Source organism: Campylobacter porcelli (genome assembly GCF_002139855.1).
Classification (GTDB): domain Bacteria; phylum Campylobacterota; class Campylobacteria; order Campylobacterales; family Campylobacteraceae; genus Campylobacter; species Campylobacter porcelli.
Genome location: NZ_CP018789.1, coordinates 1,202,660 through 1,222,664, shown reverse-complemented (window position 1 = coordinate 1,222,664; position 20,005 = coordinate 1,202,660). Strand labels below are relative to the sequence as shown.

General features: G+C 34.3%; 19 protein-coding genes. 16 read left to right on the top strand and 3 right to left on the bottom strand.

The features are described 5' to 3' along the window. Positions 1-33: 33 nt before the first annotated feature. From CSUIS_RS06130 to waaC, 3 genes are read right to left on the bottom strand one after another with little or no spacing between them, the layout of a single operon-like run. Positions 34-1,095, bottom strand: a complete 1,062-nt coding sequence (locus CSUIS_RS06130) for a glycosyltransferase family 9 protein (RefSeq protein ID WP_086297941.1) — start codon at positions 1,093-1,095, stop codon at positions 34-36. Next, a complete protein-coding gene (locus tag CSUIS_RS06125; RefSeq protein WP_086297936.1) occupies positions 1,092-1,955 on the bottom strand; it encodes a lipid A biosynthesis lauroyl acyltransferase in 864 nt (287 codons plus the stop codon). The genes CSUIS_RS06130 and CSUIS_RS06125 overlap by 4 nt, the downstream gene beginning before the upstream one ends. Then, positions 1,948-2,913 carry a lipopolysaccharide heptosyltransferase I gene (gene waaC, locus CSUIS_RS06120; RefSeq protein WP_086297933.1) on the bottom strand — a complete coding sequence of 322 codons (966 nt, stop codon included), beginning with the start codon at positions 2,911-2,913 and terminating at the stop codon, positions 1,948-1,950. Before waaC ends, CSUIS_RS06125 begins: the two co-directional genes overlap by 8 nt. 60 nt (positions 2,914-2,973) lie before the next feature. Between waaC and CSUIS_RS06115 the strand changes: the two genes are divergently transcribed. The 16 genes from CSUIS_RS06115 to CSUIS_RS06040 all read left to right on the top strand — a co-directional run bounded on the left by CSUIS_RS06115 (position 2,974) and on the right by CSUIS_RS06040 (position 19,986). Next, positions 2,974-3,777: a 3'-5' exonuclease gene (locus tag CSUIS_RS06115; RefSeq protein ID WP_086297930.1), complete on the top strand. Its 804-nt coding sequence runs from the start codon at positions 2,974-2,976 to the stop codon at positions 3,775-3,777. A gap of 2 nt (positions 3,778-3,779) precedes the next feature. Next, on the top strand, positions 3,780-4,595 hold the full coding sequence (locus CSUIS_RS06110) for a DNA ligase (protein ID WP_236860770.1): 816 nt from the start codon (positions 3,780-3,782) through the stop codon (positions 4,593-4,595). Next, positions 4,596-4,835 carry a hypothetical protein gene (locus CSUIS_RS06105; protein ID WP_086297927.1) on the top strand — a complete coding sequence of 80 codons (240 nt, stop codon included), beginning with the start codon at positions 4,596-4,598 and terminating at the stop codon, positions 4,833-4,835. After that, on the top strand, positions 4,813-5,286 hold the full coding sequence (gene pseH / locus CSUIS_RS06100; RefSeq protein ID WP_086297924.1) for a UDP-4-amino-4,6-dideoxy-N-acetyl-beta-L-altrosamine N-acetyltransferase: 474 nt from the start codon (positions 4,813-4,815) through the stop codon (positions 5,284-5,286). Before CSUIS_RS06105 ends, pseH begins: the two co-directional genes overlap by 23 nt. A 229-nt stretch (positions 5,287-5,515) precedes the next feature. Next, positions 5,516-8,680, top strand: coding sequence for a restriction endonuclease subunit S (locus tag CSUIS_RS08600; protein ID WP_086297921.1), 3,165 nt, complete (start codon positions 5,516-5,518; stop codon positions 8,678-8,680). An 86-nt stretch (positions 8,681-8,766) separates the two neighbouring features. Continuing rightward, on the top strand, positions 8,767-9,861 hold the full coding sequence (pglE, locus tag CSUIS_RS06090) for a UDP-N-acetylbacillosamine transaminase (RefSeq protein ID WP_086297917.1): 1,095 nt from the start codon (positions 8,767-8,769) through the stop codon (positions 9,859-9,861). Further along, the gene (pglF, locus tag CSUIS_RS06085) at positions 9,858-11,639 is read left to right on the top strand and encodes a UDP-N-acetylglucosamine 4,6-dehydratase (configuration-retaining) (RefSeq protein ID WP_086297914.1); all 1,782 of its coding nucleotides are present in this window, start codon (positions 9,858-9,860) and stop codon (positions 11,637-11,639) included. Before pglE ends, pglF begins: the two co-directional genes overlap by 4 nt. A 1-nt stretch (position 11,640) precedes the next feature. Beyond that, positions 11,641-12,546 carry a PDC sensor domain-containing protein gene (locus CSUIS_RS06080; protein WP_086237961.1) on the top strand — a complete coding sequence of 302 codons (906 nt, stop codon included), beginning with the start codon at positions 11,641-11,643 and terminating at the stop codon, positions 12,544-12,546. Beyond that, positions 12,530-13,141: an imidazole glycerol phosphate synthase subunit HisH gene (gene hisH, locus CSUIS_RS06075; RefSeq protein ID WP_086237960.1), complete on the top strand. Its 612-nt coding sequence runs from the start codon at positions 12,530-12,532 to the stop codon at positions 13,139-13,141. Before CSUIS_RS06080 ends, hisH begins: the two co-directional genes overlap by 17 nt. After that, entirely contained in the window at positions 13,141-13,851 is a 711-nt protein-coding gene (hisA, locus tag CSUIS_RS06070) for a 1-(5-phosphoribosyl)-5-[(5-phosphoribosylamino)methylideneamino]imidazole-4-carboxamide isomerase (protein WP_086297911.1), read from the top strand. The genes hisH and hisA overlap by 1 nt, the downstream gene beginning before the upstream one ends. Before the next feature lie 64 nt (positions 13,852-13,915). Beyond that, positions 13,916-14,281, top strand: coding sequence for a chemotaxis response regulator CheY (locus CSUIS_RS06065; protein ID WP_086237958.1), 366 nt, complete (start codon positions 13,916-13,918; stop codon positions 14,279-14,281). Continuing rightward, entirely contained in the window at positions 14,281-15,093 is an 813-nt protein-coding gene (locus tag CSUIS_RS06060; protein ID WP_086297908.1) for a 50S ribosomal protein L11 methyltransferase, read from the top strand. Before CSUIS_RS06065 ends, CSUIS_RS06060 begins: the two co-directional genes overlap by 1 nt. Beyond that, positions 15,093-17,009, top strand: a complete 1,917-nt coding sequence (gene ftsH, locus CSUIS_RS06055; RefSeq protein ID WP_086242280.1) for an ATP-dependent zinc metalloprotease FtsH — start codon at positions 15,093-15,095, stop codon at positions 17,007-17,009. Before CSUIS_RS06060 ends, ftsH begins: the two co-directional genes overlap by 1 nt. 5 nt (positions 17,010-17,014) lie before the next feature. Continuing rightward, positions 17,015-17,626, top strand: coding sequence for a phosphatidylserine decarboxylase (locus CSUIS_RS06050; protein ID WP_086297905.1), 612 nt, complete (start codon positions 17,015-17,017; stop codon positions 17,624-17,626). After that, positions 17,619-18,347 (top strand): CDP-diacylglycerol--serine O-phosphatidyltransferase, encoded by a 729-nt coding sequence (gene pssA, locus CSUIS_RS06045; protein WP_086297902.1) that lies wholly within the window; start codon positions 17,619-17,621, stop codon positions 18,345-18,347. The genes CSUIS_RS06050 and pssA overlap by 8 nt, the downstream gene beginning before the upstream one ends. 127 nt (positions 18,348-18,474) lie before the next feature. Then, complete coding sequence (locus tag CSUIS_RS06040) at positions 18,475-19,986, top strand: 2-isopropylmalate synthase (protein WP_086297899.1); 1,512 nt, start codon at positions 18,475-18,477, stop codon at positions 19,984-19,986. The last annotated feature ends 19 nt before the right edge of the window (positions 19,987-20,005 follow it).

Sequence of the window (20,005 nt, the reverse complement as noted above, 5' to 3'; positions counted from 1 at the left end):
TTCATTTTATCATATTTAGGCTTATAAATTGGTTTAATTAGTTTGAATTTGTATTATAAAGCTATTTTTTATCTCATTTTTAATCCAGTTTATATCAAGAGTGTTTAAGCAATCGCTAATTTGTGAGCCATTACACCCTTCATTTCCGCATGGGACGCACTTTAGAGTGCTTTGAATGACTGTGTGCTTACCCATTTTTTGAATTCCATTTGTATCTTTATAGTAGCTTTTGGATTTGGAGTTATCCCACGGCCCCCAAGCACTAGTATAGCTAGGGCCAAATAACGCTATACAAGGCACATCATTTGCTGCTGCTATGTGCATTATGGCTGTATCTGTGCCTATGTAGAGTTGTGATTTTGAGCTTAAAAATGCCACTTGATCTAGAGTTAAATTCCCCATAAATACAATTGGCTTAGATTTGCAAAGAGATAGGATATTTTTCATTTTATCAATCTCATTTTGACTCTTATCACAGGTTAGAACCACTCTTTTATCAAGCTCAATCTCGCAAAAGTCAATTATTTTAGCCATTATCTCATCGCTTACACATTTATAATTAAATCTAGCCATTGGGTGAATATGGATAAAATTATTTGGCAAATTTAGATTATACTCATTAAAATATAGGCTAACTTTCGTGCTTTTAATCTCCTTATTTAGGGCGTTTATAGCAGATAAATTTTGCATTACTATATGGCCGCTTGGTTTTGAGATATGGGTTATAAATTTATTTAAAATTCCATTTTTCCCTTTAGGTGATACTATGGTTTTAGCTCCGATAAATTTGGCTAAAAATAGCCCCCTATCGCTCATTTCTGTATTTATCACAATATCAAATTTCTCTTTTTTTAATCCCAAGGCATACCTTAGCTCTAGATAAATTTTTTTAAATATATTTGCTTTTTTGATTATCCCACGCTCATAAATGTGAATTTTCTCAATTTGCGGATTATTTTGTAGTGGTGCTTGTGTGCCGCTATTTACCGCATAATGTATAGAGGCATTAGGATAGTGAGCCTTAAGATTTGAGATTAGCGGTGTAGTTAGTAATACATCGCCGATAAATCTAAATTTTATAATTAATATTTTCATTTATATATCTCTGGGTAGAAGTGTTTAAATTTCTTATGCATCCAAAAATACTCATCTGGTTTGGAGCTTATAACCATCTGCGTAGCGTCGCTTTGAAGCTGGGTGGCTATCTTAATCTTATCGCCATTTATTAAGTTAATATCAATTGGATCATAAAAGCTAATTAAATTTTTACTACCAACTCTTTGGATAAAAGCTGGGATTATCACCGCATTTAGCTTAGAGGCAAATATACTAGCTGCGTGCGTGTGAGCTATTTTATTAGAGAAAAACTCACACTCTAGCCCATCTTTAATATCTATATTTTGATCGACTAAAATCCCAAGAAGACGCCTTTTTTGTAGTGCTTTGATAATCATCTTTGCTCCACCGCTTTTTGGTATTACTTTGATATTAAATTGACTTCGATTTTTGCTTAAAATTTTATCCATCACAGGGCTATCAAGATTTCTGCCTACTATGCTTACAGGGCCAAATTTCGCCGCCATCGCAAGGCTAAAAAGCTCCCAATTCCCATAATGTGCTGTGGTGATTATGATGGGGCGATCTTTAAATTTATCCAAAATTTTTTCATTTTTAAAATCAACTTTAGCTAAAATCTGCTCTTTTGTGCTATTTTGATTACGCAAAAACTCCATACCAAAATATGCAAAATTTCGGTAAGTGTTTAAGATAATCTCCTCTATATTATCAAATTTACACATTTTAAGGTTAATTCTCATTATATTAGTGTGCTTTTTATCAAATTTATAAAATAGCTTTGCAAGCGCGTTTAAAAATGGCCGTTGGAGATTTTGCGGGGTGTAAATCGCAATAGCTCTAAAAATATAATAAAGCCCCAAATATAGATAATCAACCATTTAAATTCTCCAAATTTAAAATCTCTCTTGCCAAATTTGCTACGCTAATTGCTGGTATATCATGGATACAATAATCACTCTTATTGATATTTCTAGCATCAATTTTCTTGCCTGTATCAATGGTGCGATTTATGGGCGTAGCAAAGCTATTTCTATGGCTTGGGCGGTTGCCAAATAGCGTGATACTAGCTACATTTTGTGCCCAAGCAAGATGAGTAATACCGCTATCATTGCCAATTACCAATCCAACTTTACAAATAAAATTTACAACTTCAGCTAAGCTCATTGGATTTAGCACCTTAGCGTGGGTATTTTGTGCGATTAATCTTGCTTGTTGTAGCTCTTTTTGGTTGCCAGAAATTATATTTATCTCATAATCTTTTAGCAAATTTATAAGATCTTTAAATTTATTATAGCACTTGCTTGGTTCGCTTGCAAATGGTGCTATTAAGATGGTTTGTGATGGTTTTGGCTCTTTAGTTGAGCTAAAACAAGCAGATTTGTGGGTAATCTCATCATCGCTAAAATTAAAGCCTAAAGCCTTGCTAGCAAGAGTTAGATTTCTTCTTATAATATTTTCATTATAATCAATACTAAATTTGCTTTTATAAAATATTGAAGCTAGTGGCTCTTTTATGCTATTTTTATCAAATCCAGCGATATTTTTGCCTAAAATTCTAGCTATAATTGCTGATTTTATAAGCCCTTGAAAGTCAATGATAATATCAAATTTACCGCTAAATTGCCTAAGAATTTTATAACTTTTATAAAATTTTTTACTCTTTAAAGGCACAGAAACGACATTAATATTATCTATAAGCTCTAAAATTGAGCTAAATTTCTCATCGACAAACCAAGTAATATCTGCGTTTTTAAAATGCTTTTTAATGAATTGTATCACGATGCTAGTATGAATTATATCCCCAAGGGCTGATAATCTAATAATTGCTATTTTCAACTAATTTTCCAAGATTTTTTGCTATTATTCTATCCAAATTTGATTAAAAGTTGGTAATCTATGAGCGGATATATCTGTGTTTTTGATTGTGAAACTGTGCCAGATAGCGACTCTTTAAGGGCAGCTTATGGCTATGAAGGCGATGATGAGAGCGTGGCAAAGATAGCACTAAAAGCGCAAAAAGAGCAAAGTGGGAATGAGTTTTTACCTGTTTGCTTTCATAAAGTTGTTACAATTAGTGCGGTAATTGCTGATGAATTTGGTAGATTTAAGCGAGTATCTACAATTGCAGGTAGTAGCGAAAAAGAGAAAATATCTGAATTTATCAAATTTATCAACGAGCATAATCCAAGATTGATTAGCTATAATGGCAGGGGATTTGACCTACCTATGCTGATGATTAGAGCTATGCGGTATAATATCGATGCTAGCGAGTATTTTAGCACTAATGATAGAGTTAGTGGCAAGGATAAGTGGTGTAATTATAGAAGTCGTTATGATGGGGTTTTTCACCTAGATTTGCTAGATCACATTAGTGATTTTAAGGCTGTAAGTGGGCTAAAGCTTGATCTGCTTTGTGCTAGTTTAAATTTGCCCGGTAAATATGATGTTTGTGGCGATGAGGTGATGAGCTTGTATTATGGCAATAAGCAAGATAAGATTGATGAGTATTGTGAGTCTGATACGCTAAATACATATTGGCTGTTTTTGAAGTATGAGTTACTCCGAGGAAAGCTAAATATAGATGATTATATAGATTATTTAAGCATAATGAGCCACTATCTAAACACACAAAAACCGGATATGAGCTATACTTCTGTATTTTGTGAATATATAGAAAATGAACTTAATAGAATGAGGTAGAGTTGATTAGATTTTTAATACTATTTTGGCTATTTTGTGCTATCTCTTTTGGGGAGGTTATGCTACTTAAAGAGTATAAAGATGAGAATTTAAGTGGTTGGGTAATGAGCCAAAAGTATGATGGTGTGCGTGCTATTTGGGATGGCAAAGAGCTAAAAAGCCGTAATGGAAACACTATCAATGCTCCAGATAAATTTATAAAAGCTCTACCAGATTTTGCCCTTGATGGAGAGCTGTGGAGTGGGGTGGGTGAATTTGAGTTTATCGCCTCAGCTGTATTGGATGAAATCCCAGATGATAAGGCATGGGAGAGAATTAAATATATGGTATTTGATCTGCCTAGATTTGATGGGAATTTATATCAAAAAATGGATTATTTAAATAGCTTTTTAAGCTCAAACCCAAGTGAGTTTATAAGCGCTATTAAGCAGATTGAAATTAAGGATAATAATCACGCTTTTGCCTTTTTGGATATGGTAGTAGCAAATGGTGGAGAGGGTATAGTGGTGCGTGATCCAAATGCTAAATATACTAGCGGTCGTAGCTCATCAATCTTAAAGATAAAAAAATGGCGTGATAGCGAGTGCGAAATAGTAGCTATAAATGGCGGAAAAGGGAGATTAGAAGGCAAGATGGGATCTCTTGAATGCGTGGATATATTTAGTAAGGTTGCGTTTAAAATCGGCTCTGGATTTAGCGATGAAATAAGAACAAATCCGCCAAAGATAGGCACCATAATCACATATAAATTTCAAAATTTAACTAAAAATAATAAACCAAGATTTCCAATATTTCTAAGGGTTAAAAGGGGCGAATAGATGAGAAAAATAGCGATATTATGCCTAATATCAGTAGCATTAAATGCGATAATTTTTCACAAACCAAAGACAAAAGAGCAAAAAGAGAGCTATAGATATGGCAAGACAATGCGAATGCTGGGCATGGAAAAATGGGAGTGTAATAAATTTAAAAATATCGATGATATTAAATTTGAGTGGTGCGAGTATGGCTGGATCGATAAAAGTGAGGAGATAGATGCTAGAAAAGAGCGTGATTAATAAAGTAGAGTTATTAAATTTCAAAGATTTTAATAACTCTCAAATAGAGCTAGTATATAAGTGGAGAAATGATCCTAAAATCGCACAATATATGATAAATAAAAGCATAAAATGGGACGAACATCTAAATTTCATAAATTCATTAAAAAATAGTAGCGATAAACTATATTTTTTGGTATATCAAGATAGTGAGCCAATCGGAGTTATCTCATTTATAAATATAGATAGTCGAAAATGCGAATTTGGCCTTTATGCTAACCCAAATTTACGCAAAATGGGGGATATTTTGATGAGTAGTATAGTTGATTACGCTTTTAATCATTTAAAGGTTAAAGAGATTTTAGCTAAAGCTTATGCTAATAACCCAAAAGCTATTAATTTATACCAAAAATTTGGATTTGAGATATATAAAAAGAGCGATTTGATGATATATTTTAGTCGTAAATTTTAGAATTTAGCTATTTTGGCGAAGTAATCTGTAGAGTATATCACGATGAGAGTGTAAATAGCTTGTTTTATTAAGCTTTTTACTCTTGATAGATTTTATAAACTCTTAAAGTGGTTATATGTTCTTTTAAGAGTTTAATTTTACAGAAACTATATATAAATTTATCAAAGATTTTTATCTTGCTTTTTAAATTTTTTTACTATAATTTATAATCAAATTTAAAAGGCATAAAATGGCAAAAAGCATAGAAGAAAAAATCGAAGACCACGCAAAAGCTGAGCTTAAAAAGCTAAATTTAAAATACTACACAAAAACTGAAATCATAAATGAAAGCATTGATGAAGCTTTAAATAAAGCCCCAAGCAAAAAAGGTGGCGATGGCGTAAATCGCCCAGATATTAAGCTTTTTATCCAGACAGCAACGCTCAAAAATCTACCTGTAATGATAGAAGTCAAAGGCACAAAAGGCGACCTTGCAAAATTTGACGATGAAGGAAATATCGCAAACCAAAACTCAAAAAACGAGCCAAATTACTCAAATATAAGCAAATACGCACTAAATGGCGCTATTCATTACGCAGATGCCGTAACTTTTTATAGCGATTTTGCAGATTGTATCGCTATTGGTATAAATGGCTATGAAAATTCAGGAAAAATCACCATAGAATACGCCGTTTATCTCGTCTCAAACCCAAAAATTTACAAAAAGCTTGGCGATTTTAGTGATTTAAGCTTTTTAGCAAGTAGCGATTTAGATGATCTTATTAAAAACTGCGAACTCTCACAAGAAGAGATCGAAGCCAAAACTGCCCAGATAGAAAACGAAATGGAAGTTCGCCTTAAAAATTTAAATGAGACCATACACCACACTTATGGCGTTGCTGTTCAATATAGAGTAGAAATAGTAGTCGGTATAATCATGGCAAATTTAGGCATTGCTAATCACATTTCACCACTTGCCTTAAATGACTTAAAAGGCGAAAATACCCCAAATTCAAACGATGGCAAAATTATTCTTAACAAAATTAGCGACTACCTAGAACACAAAAATCTAAACTCAACTAAAAAAGATATGATTTTACGCGAACTTACAAAAGTTTTTATAGATACAAATTTATGGAAAAGCCAAAACGGCCAAAGCAGATTAAAGCAAATTTATAAAATCGTGCTTGAAAATGTAATGCCATATCTTAAAAACAACAAATACCATTTGGATTTTACCGGTCAGCTTTTCAATGTCTTAAACCGCTATGTAGATATCCCAGATGGCGAGAAAAACGATGTTGTCCTAACTCCACGCTATGTAACCGATCTCATGGCAAAACTTTGTGAAGTAAATAAAGATAGCTTTGTTTGGGACTATGCGATGGGAAGTGGTGGATTTTTGATTTCGTCTTTGAAATTAATGTTAGCCGATGCGAAAAATAGCATAAATTCAAGCAGTGAGCTTGAGGATAAGCTTTTTCATATCAAGTCTAAACAGCTTTTAGGTGTTGAGCTTCGCCCTGATATTTGTCTTCTTGCTATTTTAAATATGATTTTAATGGGCGATGGCTCAGCAAATGTGATAAATACAGATAGTTTGATAAACTACGAAGGGAATTACCAAGACCAATCCACCCCATTCCCAGCAAATGTATTTTTGCTAAATCCGCCTTATTCAGCAGACGGAAAAGGCTTTAACTTTGTAGAAAAAGCCCTAAGCAAAATGAAAAGCGGAAAAGCAGCCGTCTTGATACAAGAAAACGCAGGAAGCGGAAACGGCTTGCCATATACAAAAGAAATTTTAAAACACTCAACACTAAAAGCAAGTATAAAAATGAGCGATATTTTCTGCGGAAAAGCTGGAGTTCAGACTGCTATTTATCTTTTTGAAGTAGGCAGACCACACAATGAAAAATCCATAGTAAAATTTATCGATTTTAGTAATGACGGCTACTCTCGCCAAAACCGCAAAAAAAGCGGTCTAAATGTAAATTTAAAAGACGCTGACAACGCTGAATTAAGATACGCCGAAATCGTAGATATAGTCTTAGACCGCAAAAAATCAAGCGATTTTTATAACGAAGCTAATGGCACTTTGATTTTAGATACGATTAGTTTAAATGGCAAGGATTGGACCTTTGGACAGCATAAAAAGATAGATACCAAGCCAACTTTAAACGACTTTAAAAAATGCGTGAGTGATTATCTAGCGTGGGAAGTAGCTCAAATTCTTAAAAAGGATAGTCCCAGTAGCGTAAATTCTATGCTTATTAATAAACATAATTCTATAAAATGGCAAGAATTTGAAATTAAAAAATTATTTGAAAGCTTTAATGGCAATTTTGATATTAAAAAAGAGCATATTAATGGACTTGGAGAATATGTTATAACAGCAGGACTTGGCGAAAATGGGATTTTGGGAAAAACCGATATAAAAGCTAAAATTTTTGATGAAAATACAATTACGATTGATATGTTTGGAAACGCTTTTTATCGCAATTTTAAATATAAAATGGTAACACACGCAAGAGTTTTTTGTTTAAAACCGCTATTTGAAATAACACCAAAACAAGGACTTTTTATAGCAAATTCATTTCACTTTTTAAAGTATAAATTTGGCTACGAAAATATGTGTTCTTGGGCTAAAATCAAAAACGAAAAAATCCTTTTACCAACCAAAAATGGCGAGATAGATTTTGATTTTATGGAGAATTTTATAGCGGAGCTAGAAGCGGAGCGTGTGCGTGAGCTAGAAGCCTATCTAAAAGCCACTGGCTTAAAAGATTATGAGCTAACCCAAAACGAAAAGGACGCCCTAGCTAAATTTGATGAATTTAGCAAATGGGGGGGGGTAGAGCGTGAATTTAAAATCGGCGATTTGTTTGATAAATTATCAGCAAAATTTTTAGGTAAAGGCGATAAATTCAAAGCAGTTTCAAAAATAAAAACAACTGAGTTTTTTGTGCCAGTAGTTTATTGTAAATTTGGAGATAATGGCATAATGTATTGGGCTAAAAAAGATGATTTTGAAACTTATAAAAATGTTATCTCAATAGTGTATAATGGTGTTATTGCTACTGGTAAGGTTTATGCTCAACAACACGAAACTGGGATATTGGCTGAAAGTTATTTTATAAAATTTAAAAATTGTGAAATAGATTTTAAGATCAATTTATTTTTTCAATGTGTTTTAGAAAAAGTTCTTTATCCTAAATATTCTAGGGATTTTTTGGCTACCTGGAACGACAAAGTAGAAAATGATGTTATTTCACTACCAATAACCGCTAACGGTGAAATAGATTTTGATTTTATGGAGAATTTTATTAAAGCCATTCAAAAGCTAATTATAAAAGATCTTGTGATATGGAGTCAAAAAAAGATAGAAGCCACAAAGCAAGTAGTAGGCTTATAAATTAAATTTAACTTTATTTGAGCTATTAATACTAAGTTTATTCTAACTTTGATAAAATATCGCTACTAATTATCAAGGGAAAGATTATGGCTAGAGTCTTTTTAAGCGCACCTTATATGGGTGGTAATGAGCAGAAGTATGTCAATGAAGCATTTAAAAGTAATTATATAGCACCACTTGGAGAATTTGTAGATAGGTTTGAAAATAGCATTAAAGAGTATTGTAAGGTTTCAAATGCTCTAGCGTTAAATTCAGCCACAGCAGGACTTCATCTAGCACTTCGCACATTTGGGATTAAAGATGGCGATATAGTGCTAGCCTCTACCTTTACATTTGCAGCAAGCGTAAATCCTATAATGTATGAAAGATGCCAGCCACTCTTTATAGATAGCGATGAGAGCTGGAATTTAAGCCCAAGATTATTAAAAGAAGCGATTTTTAAAAGTGATAAAAAGCCAAAAGCCCTTATCTTAACCCATCTTTATGGACAGGCTGCTAAGATAGATGAAATTTTAGAAATTTGCAAAAATGAGAGTATAAAAGTTATAGAAGATGCGGCTGAAGCTCTTGGTGGATTTTATAGTGATAAGGCTCTTGGGACATTTGGCGATGCTGGAGTTTATAGCTTTAATGGTAATAAAATAATAACTACAAGTGGCGGGGGAATGCTAGTAAGTAGCGATTCTGATTTTATCGCAAAAGCAAGGTATTATAGCACTCAAGCAAGGGAGCCGCTACTTCATTATGAGCATTTAGATTATGGGTATAACTATAGATTAAGCAATGTCTTAGGTGCTATTGGTGTAGGGCAGATGGAGGTCTTACAAAGTAGAGTAGAGCGAAAAAGGCAGATATTTAAAATATACTCAAATTTACTTGGTGATGTGGCTGAATTTATGCCTGAAATTCCAAATTCAAAAGGAAATCGCTGGCTAACTACGCTTTTATTTAAAGAGAAAAATAGCCACTTGAAAGTTATAGAAGCCTTAAATAAAAATGATATAGAGAGCAGACCGCTATGGAAGCCTATGCATATTCAACCTGTGTTTAAAGGTGCTAAATGCTTTATTGATGGCACGAGTGAAGAGTATTTTTCAAGGGGAATTTGCCTTCCTAGTGGGGCTGATATGAGTGATGAGCTGGTTGAAAAAATTGCTAGTATCGTTAGGAGTGCGTTGTGATTAGGGCGACTAAAAGGCGTAGAGTAGCCTTTTTTCTCTTATGCGATATTTTTATATTTACCCTTAGCATATATTTTGCTTTTTTGCTTAGATTTAGCGGGGATATTCCAGAGATTTTTATCCCTGGAATGATATATAGTGGGATTATTTTAGCTATTATAAAAATCGCATTATTGTGGGCATTTCGAATTTACCGCGTTCCGTGGAGATTTTTTGGTTTAAATGAGTCTAGGAAGATTACTTTGGCTTGTCTGCTTTGTGCTGGGATATTTTTTTGTATATTTTTATCTTATGAGGAGATTTTTGCTCCATTTCCAAGAAGTGTTATTATCATAGATGCACTTCTATCAGCTATAATGGTTGGTAGCTTAAGGATTTCAAAGCGAGTTTTACTAGATTTTAAAAAGAGCAAAAATGGCAATCCGTGCGTGATTATTGGCTCTACTTCTAAGACTTTACAAATTTTAAAAGGATTAAAAAGCGGTTATGCTAACTACTATGCAGTTGGGGTCGTAGATGGTAGGAAGGATTTAGTAGGGACATATTGCGATGGGTATAAAGTAGGTCATAAAGATGAGTTAAAAAGCTATGTAGATGATGGCGTAAAGAGTGCTATAATCGCTTTAAAACTTATGCCAAATGAGCTTAAAGAGCTATATGATGAGCTAGATGCTTTAGGCTTTAAGGATATTAAGATATTTTCTCTAATTGGGCAAAATAATCAAGGAATTACTGATATTAGCATTGAAGACTTACTAGCTAGAAAGCCAAAAGACCTTGATAGTAGCGTGGTTGAGAGTTTTATCGGTGGTAAGAGCGTTATGGTTACTGGTGCTGGTGGAACTATAGGTAGTGAGATATGTAAGCAGTGTTTGAAATTTGGTGCGAAAGAGATAATAATGGTAGATCACAGCGAGTATAATCTCTACCAAATAAATGAAGCTACAAACGCCGATGATCGTAACCGCTTAGTGATGTTAAATATCACGCATAAAAGCGAATTTGAGAGCGTATTCGCTAAGTTTAAGCCATATATTGTCATTCACGCCGCGGCGTATAAGCATGTGCCACTATGCGAGTTTAACCCCTTAGTTGCAGTGCAAAATAATATCTTAGGGACTAAAAATGTGGTAGATTTAGCTAAAAAATATAATACCCAAAAAGTAGTATTGATCTCTACAGATAAGGCCGTTAGACCAACTAACATTATGGGCGCTACTAAAAGAGTATGTGAGTTATATGCGTTAAATTCAAATACCAGCTCCACTGAGATAGTGGCAGTAAGATTTGGTAATGTGCTTGGTAGTAGCGGTAGCGTAATCCCTAAATTCAAAGCCCAAATCGCAGCCAATGAGCCATTAAGTGTAACTCACCCTGAGATCACAAGATATTTTATGCTAGTTAGCGAGGCTTGTCAGCTAGTACTTCAAGCAGCTAGTATAGCTAAGGGCGGGGAGCTTTTTGTTTTAAATATGGGCAAGCCAGTCAAAATAGCTGATATGGCACAAAGAATGTTAAAATTAAGCTCCAAAGAGCATTTGGGTATTAAATTTGTAGGTCTTCGACCAGGTGAGAAGCTATATGAGGAGCTACTAATTGACCCAAGCGATGTAGCGACTAAATTTGAGAGTATATTTGTAACTAAGAGTAAGCCATATGATATTGATAAATTAAATTTACAAATTTCAAATTTATTAAATAGTCAAAGCCAGCAAGATATAGAGGATAATCTAAAAGCTATAGTTACAGAATTTAACCATAATAAAAATAGGAATTAATGTGACATTTAAAGAGATTGAAGAATTTAGCCAAATACGCTATAAAGCTAGAGCCTATCTATGTTATCTATTTAATAGAAATATCCCAAATAATCTACCAGGAGTTAGTGCTCAAAATATCAAAGATGGTTTTGATAAGATCGCTCATGAAGTTGATGGATTTGATGCTTTTTATATACTAGATAAAAATGGAATTCAGCTAGAAGACACCATAAGCTTAGATCCTAAAAATACAATTGGCAAAGGTGCTAATAGAAGTAATAAGGCTTATTATTATAGAAGTGTGCGTGAGAGGCGTTGTGTATTAACAGATCCATACCCTTCAAGCCTTACTAATCGTCTTTGCGTTACAGCATCTATGCCTATTTATAATGAGAATAAAGAGCTAGTTTATGTAGCTTGTATGGATATTGGTCTAAGTGAGCTTTTAGCTATTATTAGCCCTGGGTCGGTTGATGGTATATTTGGTAAATTTACAAAGCTTATATACTCAGTTTTCTCCATTGCGTTATTTGTAATTTCGCTTGTTTTATTTATTTATGGGATAAAGGGCTTTGTGCTAAAGAGCTTTAATGAGATTAATATTAGCGAGGTTTTTGAATCCACTATTGTGCTGACTTTAGCACTTGCGATATTTGATCTTGTTAAGGCTATTTTTGAATCTGAAGTTTTAGGCAGACCAAATCATCATCAAAATGGCGGAAGCAGAACGATGGTAAGATTTATAGGTAGCATTATTATAGCCTTAGCTATTGAGTCATTAATGCTTGTTTTTAAATTTGCTATTACCGATCCAAGCCAGATATTTTATGCTATCTATCTCATTGGTGGGGTTGGATTTTTGATGATTGCGCTTAGTTGCTATTTGTTTGTTTTAAGAAGGAGTAGTATTGATAGGGATTATTGATTATGGTGCTGGGAATATTAGAAGTGTGCAAAATGCGCTTGAGTTTGTAGGTGCTAAGAGTGAGCTAGTTAGCGATGCTGATCGTTTAAAGGAGTATGATAGACTTCTTTTACCTGGAGTTGGTGCTTTTGGCAAGGCGATGGAAGAGCTAAAATCTCGTGGCTTAGATAGTGCGATTTTAGAGTTTATATCCAGTGGTAAGCCATTTCTTGGGATATGCCTTGGAATGCAACTTTTGTTTGATAAAAGCTATGAATTTGGTGAGCATAGTGGTTTAGGTGTGATTAAAGGGAGCATTGTAGAGTTTGACAAAACTAAATTTAAAGAGCCATTAAAAGTTCCGCATATGGGCTGGAATATGGCTAAATTTACAAAACAAAGCAAGATTATAAAAGGTCTTAAAGATAGTGCTTATCTATATTTTGTGCATTCATATCATGCTATTTGTGATAGCAAATTTGCACTAGCTTATACAGATTATGGATATGAATTTGTCAGTGCTGTAGAGTATGAAAATGTCTATGGCTTTCAGCCTCATCCTGAGAAATCTCACGATAATGGGCTAAGAATTATTAAGAATTTTATGGAGCTATAATGGAAAAATATATGGCAATAGACCTAAAAGATGGCAAGGTAGTAAGGCTATCAAAGGGGGTTATGGATAGTGCGAAAATTTACTCTAATGAGCCTTGGGAGCTAGCTAAGAGATTTAGCGATGCTGGGGCAAAGTGGCTACATATTGTAGATTTAGATGGGGCTTTTGCTGGAGATGCGTTAAATTTAAAAACCATAGAAAAGATAGTGAGTGCGACGAATTTAAATATACAAATTGGCGGTGGAGTTCGTAATGAAGAGCGTATAAAGAGCTATTTAAGCTCAGGTGTAACTAGATTGATCTTAGGCTCAGTGGCACTTAAAAATCCTGAATTTGTAAAAGAGATGGCAAAAAAGTATAGAATAGTTGTAGGCATTGATGCTAAAGATGGCTTTGTAGCGGTTGAAGGCTGGGCTGAAGTTAGCAAGATGGAGGCCACTCATTTAGCTAAATTATACGCAGATGCTGGAGTAGAGGCGATAATAGCTACTGATATTAATAATGATGGTATGCTTTGTGGGTTAAATTTAGATTTTACCACTTCTATCGCAAAGGCTAGTGGCATTGCCACAATCGCAAGTGGAGGAGTAGCAAATTTAGCTGATTTAGAGGCTGCAAGCAAGGCTAAAGGGGTATCTGGAGTTATAATCGGAAAGGCGTATTATGAAGGCAAAATAGGGCTTAATGATATTTTTGGAAATAATTTTTAGTTATTAAAGTTATTTTAAAAGTAATTTTAGATAAAATACCGCCAAAGTTGTGAAAGGATAGTTATTGAAGTTATTAGTTGTTGATGATAGCTCTACTATGAGAAGAATTATAAAAAATACATTAGAAAGACTTGGTCACAAAGATGTATTACAAGCAGAGCACGGCGTGGAAGCTTGGGATTTACTTTGCCAAAATCCAGATATTGGTGTTTTGATTACTGATTGGAATATGCCTGAAATGAATGGTTTGGAGCTTGTCAAAAAGGTAAGAGCAGAGTCAAAATATGAAAATATGCCTATTATAATGGTAACTACAGAAGGTGGTAAAGCTGAGGTTATCACAGCGTTAAAAGCTGGCGTAAATAACTATATAGTCAAGCCATTCACCCCTCAAGTTCTTAAAGAGAAGCTTGAAGATGTCCTTGGGTAATGAAAGATAAATATTACGAATTAAAAGTCTTATCTTCGCAAATAGAGCTATTAAAAGATCTTGTATTTGAATTTGGATTTACCTGTATAGAAGAGATCGATAATGGCTTTATCATTAGAGATGAACATAATTTAAATGATATTAAATGGGGACTTGAAGAGTTTGCTAATCGCCTTGAGTATGATATAAAGAGCGATTTGCAGCTTAAAGATAATAAAGATTGGATTGATGAGTATAAAAAGGGTGTAGCCCCTATCGTGGCTGGTGATTTTTATATTAGACCTAGTTGGGAGCAGCCAAAAGATGGGTTGATAGACATTATCATTGACCCAGCTCTTGCCTTTGGATCAGGGCATCATGAGAGCACAAATTCATGCCTAAAGCTAATCTCAAAATATGCTAAAGATTATAATGAAGCCTTAGATGTAGGCTGTGGTAGCGGTATTTTAAGCATAGCTATGGCAAAGCTAGGTTTGAGCGTGGATAGCTGTGATACAGATGAATTGGCAGTTAAAAGCACGATTGATAACGCTCAAAAAAATAGCATAAATATACACAAGGTCTGGACTGGCTCAGTGATAAATAGCGACCAATGCTACGATTTAGTGGTGGCTAATATTATCGCTGATGTTATACTATTTCTTGCAAATGACCTAAAATCTAAAGTCAAAAATAGTGGTATTATCATACTATCTGGAATTCTAACAAAATATAAAAGCAGAGTTATCAACGCCTTTAGTGAATTTGAGTTAGTGGAAAATTTAACTCAAAATGAGTGGGAGAGCTTTGTATTTAAAAATCAAGGAAAATAATGGAAAATAAAAATCAATCAAATGGAAATAATAATAGTTTTTTTAACAAAAATCCTATTTTAGTATTTGCGATTTTTGCTGTGGTGATGGTGCTTATATTTCGCAGTATAAGCCCTGATGAGATGGGGATTTCTAGTGGAAATTCTAAAAATATCAGCTACTCAGAGTTAAAATCACTCATTAAATCAAAGCAGATAAATGAAGTTGTGATTGGTCAAACCACAATCAAAGCAAGTGGAAATTCTCAAACATATGTGGTTAAAAAGGTTGCAAACGACCAGACTTTAGTTCCGCTTTTAGAAGAGAATAATATCAGTTATGGTGCATATAGCGAGAGTAATTGGCTAAGCGATATGCTATTTTCTTGGGTTATTCCTGTGTTTATATTTTTTGCTATTTGGATGTTTCTTGCTAGTAGAATGCAAAAAAATATGGGTAGCGGAATTTTGGGTATGGGAAGCAGTAAAAAGCTAATTAATAGCGAAAAGCCAAAGGTTAAATTTGATGATGTTGCTGGAGTTGAAGAGGCTAAAGATGAGGTTAAGGAGATTGTAGATTTTCTTAAAAATCCTGAGCGATATATCCGCCTTGGGGCTAAGATACCAAAAGGGGTATTATTAGTAGGGCCTCCAGGAACTGGTAAAACCTTACTTGCTAAAGCTGTGGCCGGTGAAGCTGAAGTGCCATTTTTTTCAGTTTCAGGATCTAGCTTTATAGAGATGTTTGTTGGCGTTGGTGCAAGTAGGGTTAGAGATCTTTTTGAAAATGCTAAAAAAGAAGCCCCAGCTATTGTCTTTATCGATGAGATTGACGCCATTGGTAAAAGTAGAGCCGCTGGATCTATGATGGGCGGCAATGATGAGAGAGAGCAGACTTTAAATCAGCTTTTGGCTGAAATGGATGGCTTTGATAGTGATAAAAGTCCGGTAATTGTCCTAGCAGCGACTAACCGCCCAGAGGTTTTAGATGCGGCACTTTTAAGACCAGGTAGATTTGATCGCCAAGTTTTGGTTGATAAACCTGATTTTAAAGGTCGTGTGGATATATTAAAGGTGCATAGTAAAGAGGTTAAACTCTCAAATGATGTCAATATGGATGAGATTGGTCGTTTGACTGCTGGGCTTGCTGGGGCGGATTTAGCTAATATTATAAATGAAGCCGCTCTTTTGGCTGGTCGATCTAATAAGGCTAAGATTGACCAACAAGATTTAGTTGAAGCGGTTGAGAGAGCTATTGCAGGGCTTGAGAAAAAATCTCGCCGAATAAATCCAAAAGAGAAAAAGATAGTTACATATCACGAGTGCGGACATGCCCTTATAGCTGAAACTACTAAAGGTGCTGATAAGGTTACTAAGGTTTCAGTTATCCCAAGGGGGATAGCAGCTTTGGGCTATACTCTAAATGCCCCAGAAGAGAATAAATTCTTAATGCAAAAGCATGAGCTTATAGCAAAAGTTGATGTTCTCTTAGGTGGTAGGGCAGCAGAGCAAGTATTTATCAAAGAGATTAGCACAGGTGCTAGTAACGACCTTGAGCGTGCTACTGATATTATTAAAGCTATGGTTTCAATGTATGGAATGACTGATGTAGCAGGGCTTATGGTGCTTGAAAAGCAAAGAAATGTATTCTTAAATGGTGGTCAAACCTTAAAAGATTATAGTGATGATATGGCAAAAAAATTAGATGAATTTGTAAAAAATTTCTTAAATGAGAGATTTGAAGCAGTTGTAGCTACACTTGAGCTATATCGTGGTGCTATAGAGAAGATGGTAGAGTCTTTATATGAAGAAGAGACTATAGAAGGAGCTAAGGTAAGGGCAATTATTAGGGAGTTTGAAGAGGCTAATGGATTGCCTACTCGTTTGGTTGATATCGAAGATGAGAATTCAGATATTAAAAAGGCAAAAGAGAATTAAAATAGATGGATAATCTAGGAATTATAAGCAAATATGGCTATAAATGCGTTTTAATATCGGGATTGATTTTTATACTATCTTGGATTTTTGATATTTGGTTTTGGCTTTTTGCTGCTTTATTTATTGCTACTTTATGGGTATATAGAAACCCTGAGAGACTACCACAAAGTGAAGAAGCAAAGGCCATTTTATCACCAATTGATGGGATCGTAGATAGTATAAAAAAGTGTAATTATAATGGACGAAGCTATAGCCAAATTGTGATTCGCAATAGAATTTTTGATTCTGGGGTTTTGCGTGCCGTTTGCGATGTTGATGAGTTGATTATCAAAAAACGAAGCGGTCTTAATATACATAGTAGCGATTCAAATCTAAATTTACTTAGTAACCGAGTTACTATAATGTCAAAAAAAGAGGATATTATAATCCGTATTAGCACTTCAGCGTTTAGCTCTAAAATATATTTAGAAAATTTCACTCATATGAAATCTGGTCGTAGAATTGGTTTTTTAAAAGATGGCAAAGTCGTAGTTTTAATGCCGTTAAATACGAGAATATCTTATTCCAAAGGGGATAAAATTAAAGCTTGTAATGTTATAGGTTATATAGATGAATAATAATAAATTTATATACATACTTCCAAATTTATTTACAGCCGGTAGTGCATTTACGGGTATTATTAGTATTTTAGCAAGTGCAAATGGTGAGTTTGGTAAGGCTATTTTTTATATTGTAGTCTCACTTGTGCTTGATGGTTTAGATGGTAGAGTGGCAAGACTTACAAAGACTACTTCTAAATTCGGGGTAGAATTTGATAGTTTGGCTGATTTAGTAGCTTTTGGAGTGGCTCCTGCTATGCTATTTTATTTTAGTATTGCAGATGAATTTGGTAGATTTGGCTCACTTATTACGGCGATGTTTGTGGTATTTGGTGCGATTAGACTAGCTAGATTTAATGTTACAACCAATGAAAATGAGCCAAATATATTTATCGGTTTGCCTATTCCAACTGCTGCTATAGTGGCTGGATTTTGGATTGGAATTTATAATAAATATGAGATTATGCAAGGATATGAGTTTGCGTTTCTTATTTTAATGTGTCTGCTTTCTATATTGATGGTTTCTAATGTGAGGTATCCAAGCTTTAAAAAAGTGGATTTTAGTCGCGCAAATTACATTAAAGCTCTTGTTATATTGGTAATTATATTCTCTTTTTTATATTTATACCCATTAGAATCAGCCACTGCTTTGATTTCTATTTATACTATATATGGTATAATTCGCGCTATTTGGGCAATGTTTTTTGCCAAAAATATAAAGATAAAGGAGCAAAAATGATAGCAAATGGTAAAAAAATTTATATATTTATTTATAAACTCTCTTTGTTAAATCTGCTCTGTAGCTCTTTTTAATTCAAATTCATGCGTAATACGCTATAAAATATTTTAAATTTAAGGATAATAAAATGGATAAGATTATAATTTTTGATACGACTTTAAGAGATGGTGAGCAAAGCCCTGGTGCATCTATGAATACTGAAGAGAAAATTCAAATAGCACTTCAGTTGGAGCGTCTTGGGGTTAATGTTATGGAGGCTGGATTTGCCGCTGCTAGTCCTGGGGATTTTGATGCGATTAATCAGATTGCTAAACAGGTAGAAAATATTAAGGTAGCTAGCCTTTCAAGAGCTCTTGAGCGCGATATTAAGGCGGCTGCAGATGCCATTGCACCGGCTAAAAATAAAAGAATTCACACATTTATAGCCACTAGCCCAATCCATATGGAACACAAGCTTAAAATGAAGCCAGATGAAGTTATCAAAAGAGCAGTTGAAGCGGTTAAATACGCTAAAAGCTTTGTAGATGATGTTGAATTTAGCTGTGAAGATGCTGGAAGAAGCGATATATCATTCTTAAAAGAGATTTGCGATGCGGTGGTAAATGCTGGAGCTAGAACCTTAAATTTACCTGATACGGTGGGTTTTAGATTGCCTTATGAGATAGCTGATATGGTTAGAATCATGAGTGAATATATCGGCAATAGAGCTATTATCTCAGTTCATAATCACAACGATCTTGGCCTAGCTGTAGCAAATACTTTAGCAAGTATAAAAGCTGGAGCTAGACAGGTGGAATGCACCATAAATGGACTTGGAGAGAGAGCAGGTAATGCTGCTTTAGAAGAGATCGTTATGGCGATTAAAACAAGAAGCGATGAATTTAGTGGATTATATACTGATATTGTTACAAAAGAGATCTACCCTACAAGTCGCCTAGTAGCTAGTATCACTGGTATTGAGCCTCAGCCAAATAAGGCAATTGTAGGTAAAAACGCCTTTGCTCACGAAAGTGGCATTCATCAAGATGGTATATTAAAATGTGCTCAAACATATGAAATAATCAAAGCTGAAGATATAGGTGCTAAGAGAAATACTCTAGTTTTAGGTAAGCATAGTGGCAGACACGCTTTTAAAGATAAGCTTATAAATTTGGGTTTTGATCTTGATGATGATGAGATTAATGAAGCTTTTGGTAAATTTAAAATACTTTGCGATAAGAAAAAAGAGATTTTTGATGATGATATTAGAGCGCTTGTAAGCGATGAGATTATTAAAATTCCTGAAATTTATACTATTGAGGCCTTAAGCACCAACTCTTGTAATTTAGGCCACGCAAGTGCGGCAATTAGTATTAAATTTAATGATGATATTATCAGTGATGCAGCTCTTGGCAATGGCACAGCCGATGCGATATTTAAAGTGATAGATAGAATTAGCAAGGTTGCTGGTGAGTTAAAAGATTATAAGGTCTCAGCAGTATCACAGGGCAAAGACGCTCTTGCGAAAGTTACGGTTAAAGTGGCATTTGGCTCTGGTGAGCCTCCATTTATCGGGCATGGGCTTGATATAGATACTATGATGGCAAGTGCAAAAGCATATGTAAGTGCGTTAAATAGCTATTTAAGTATGAAAAAATAATAATATGAATTTGGCTATT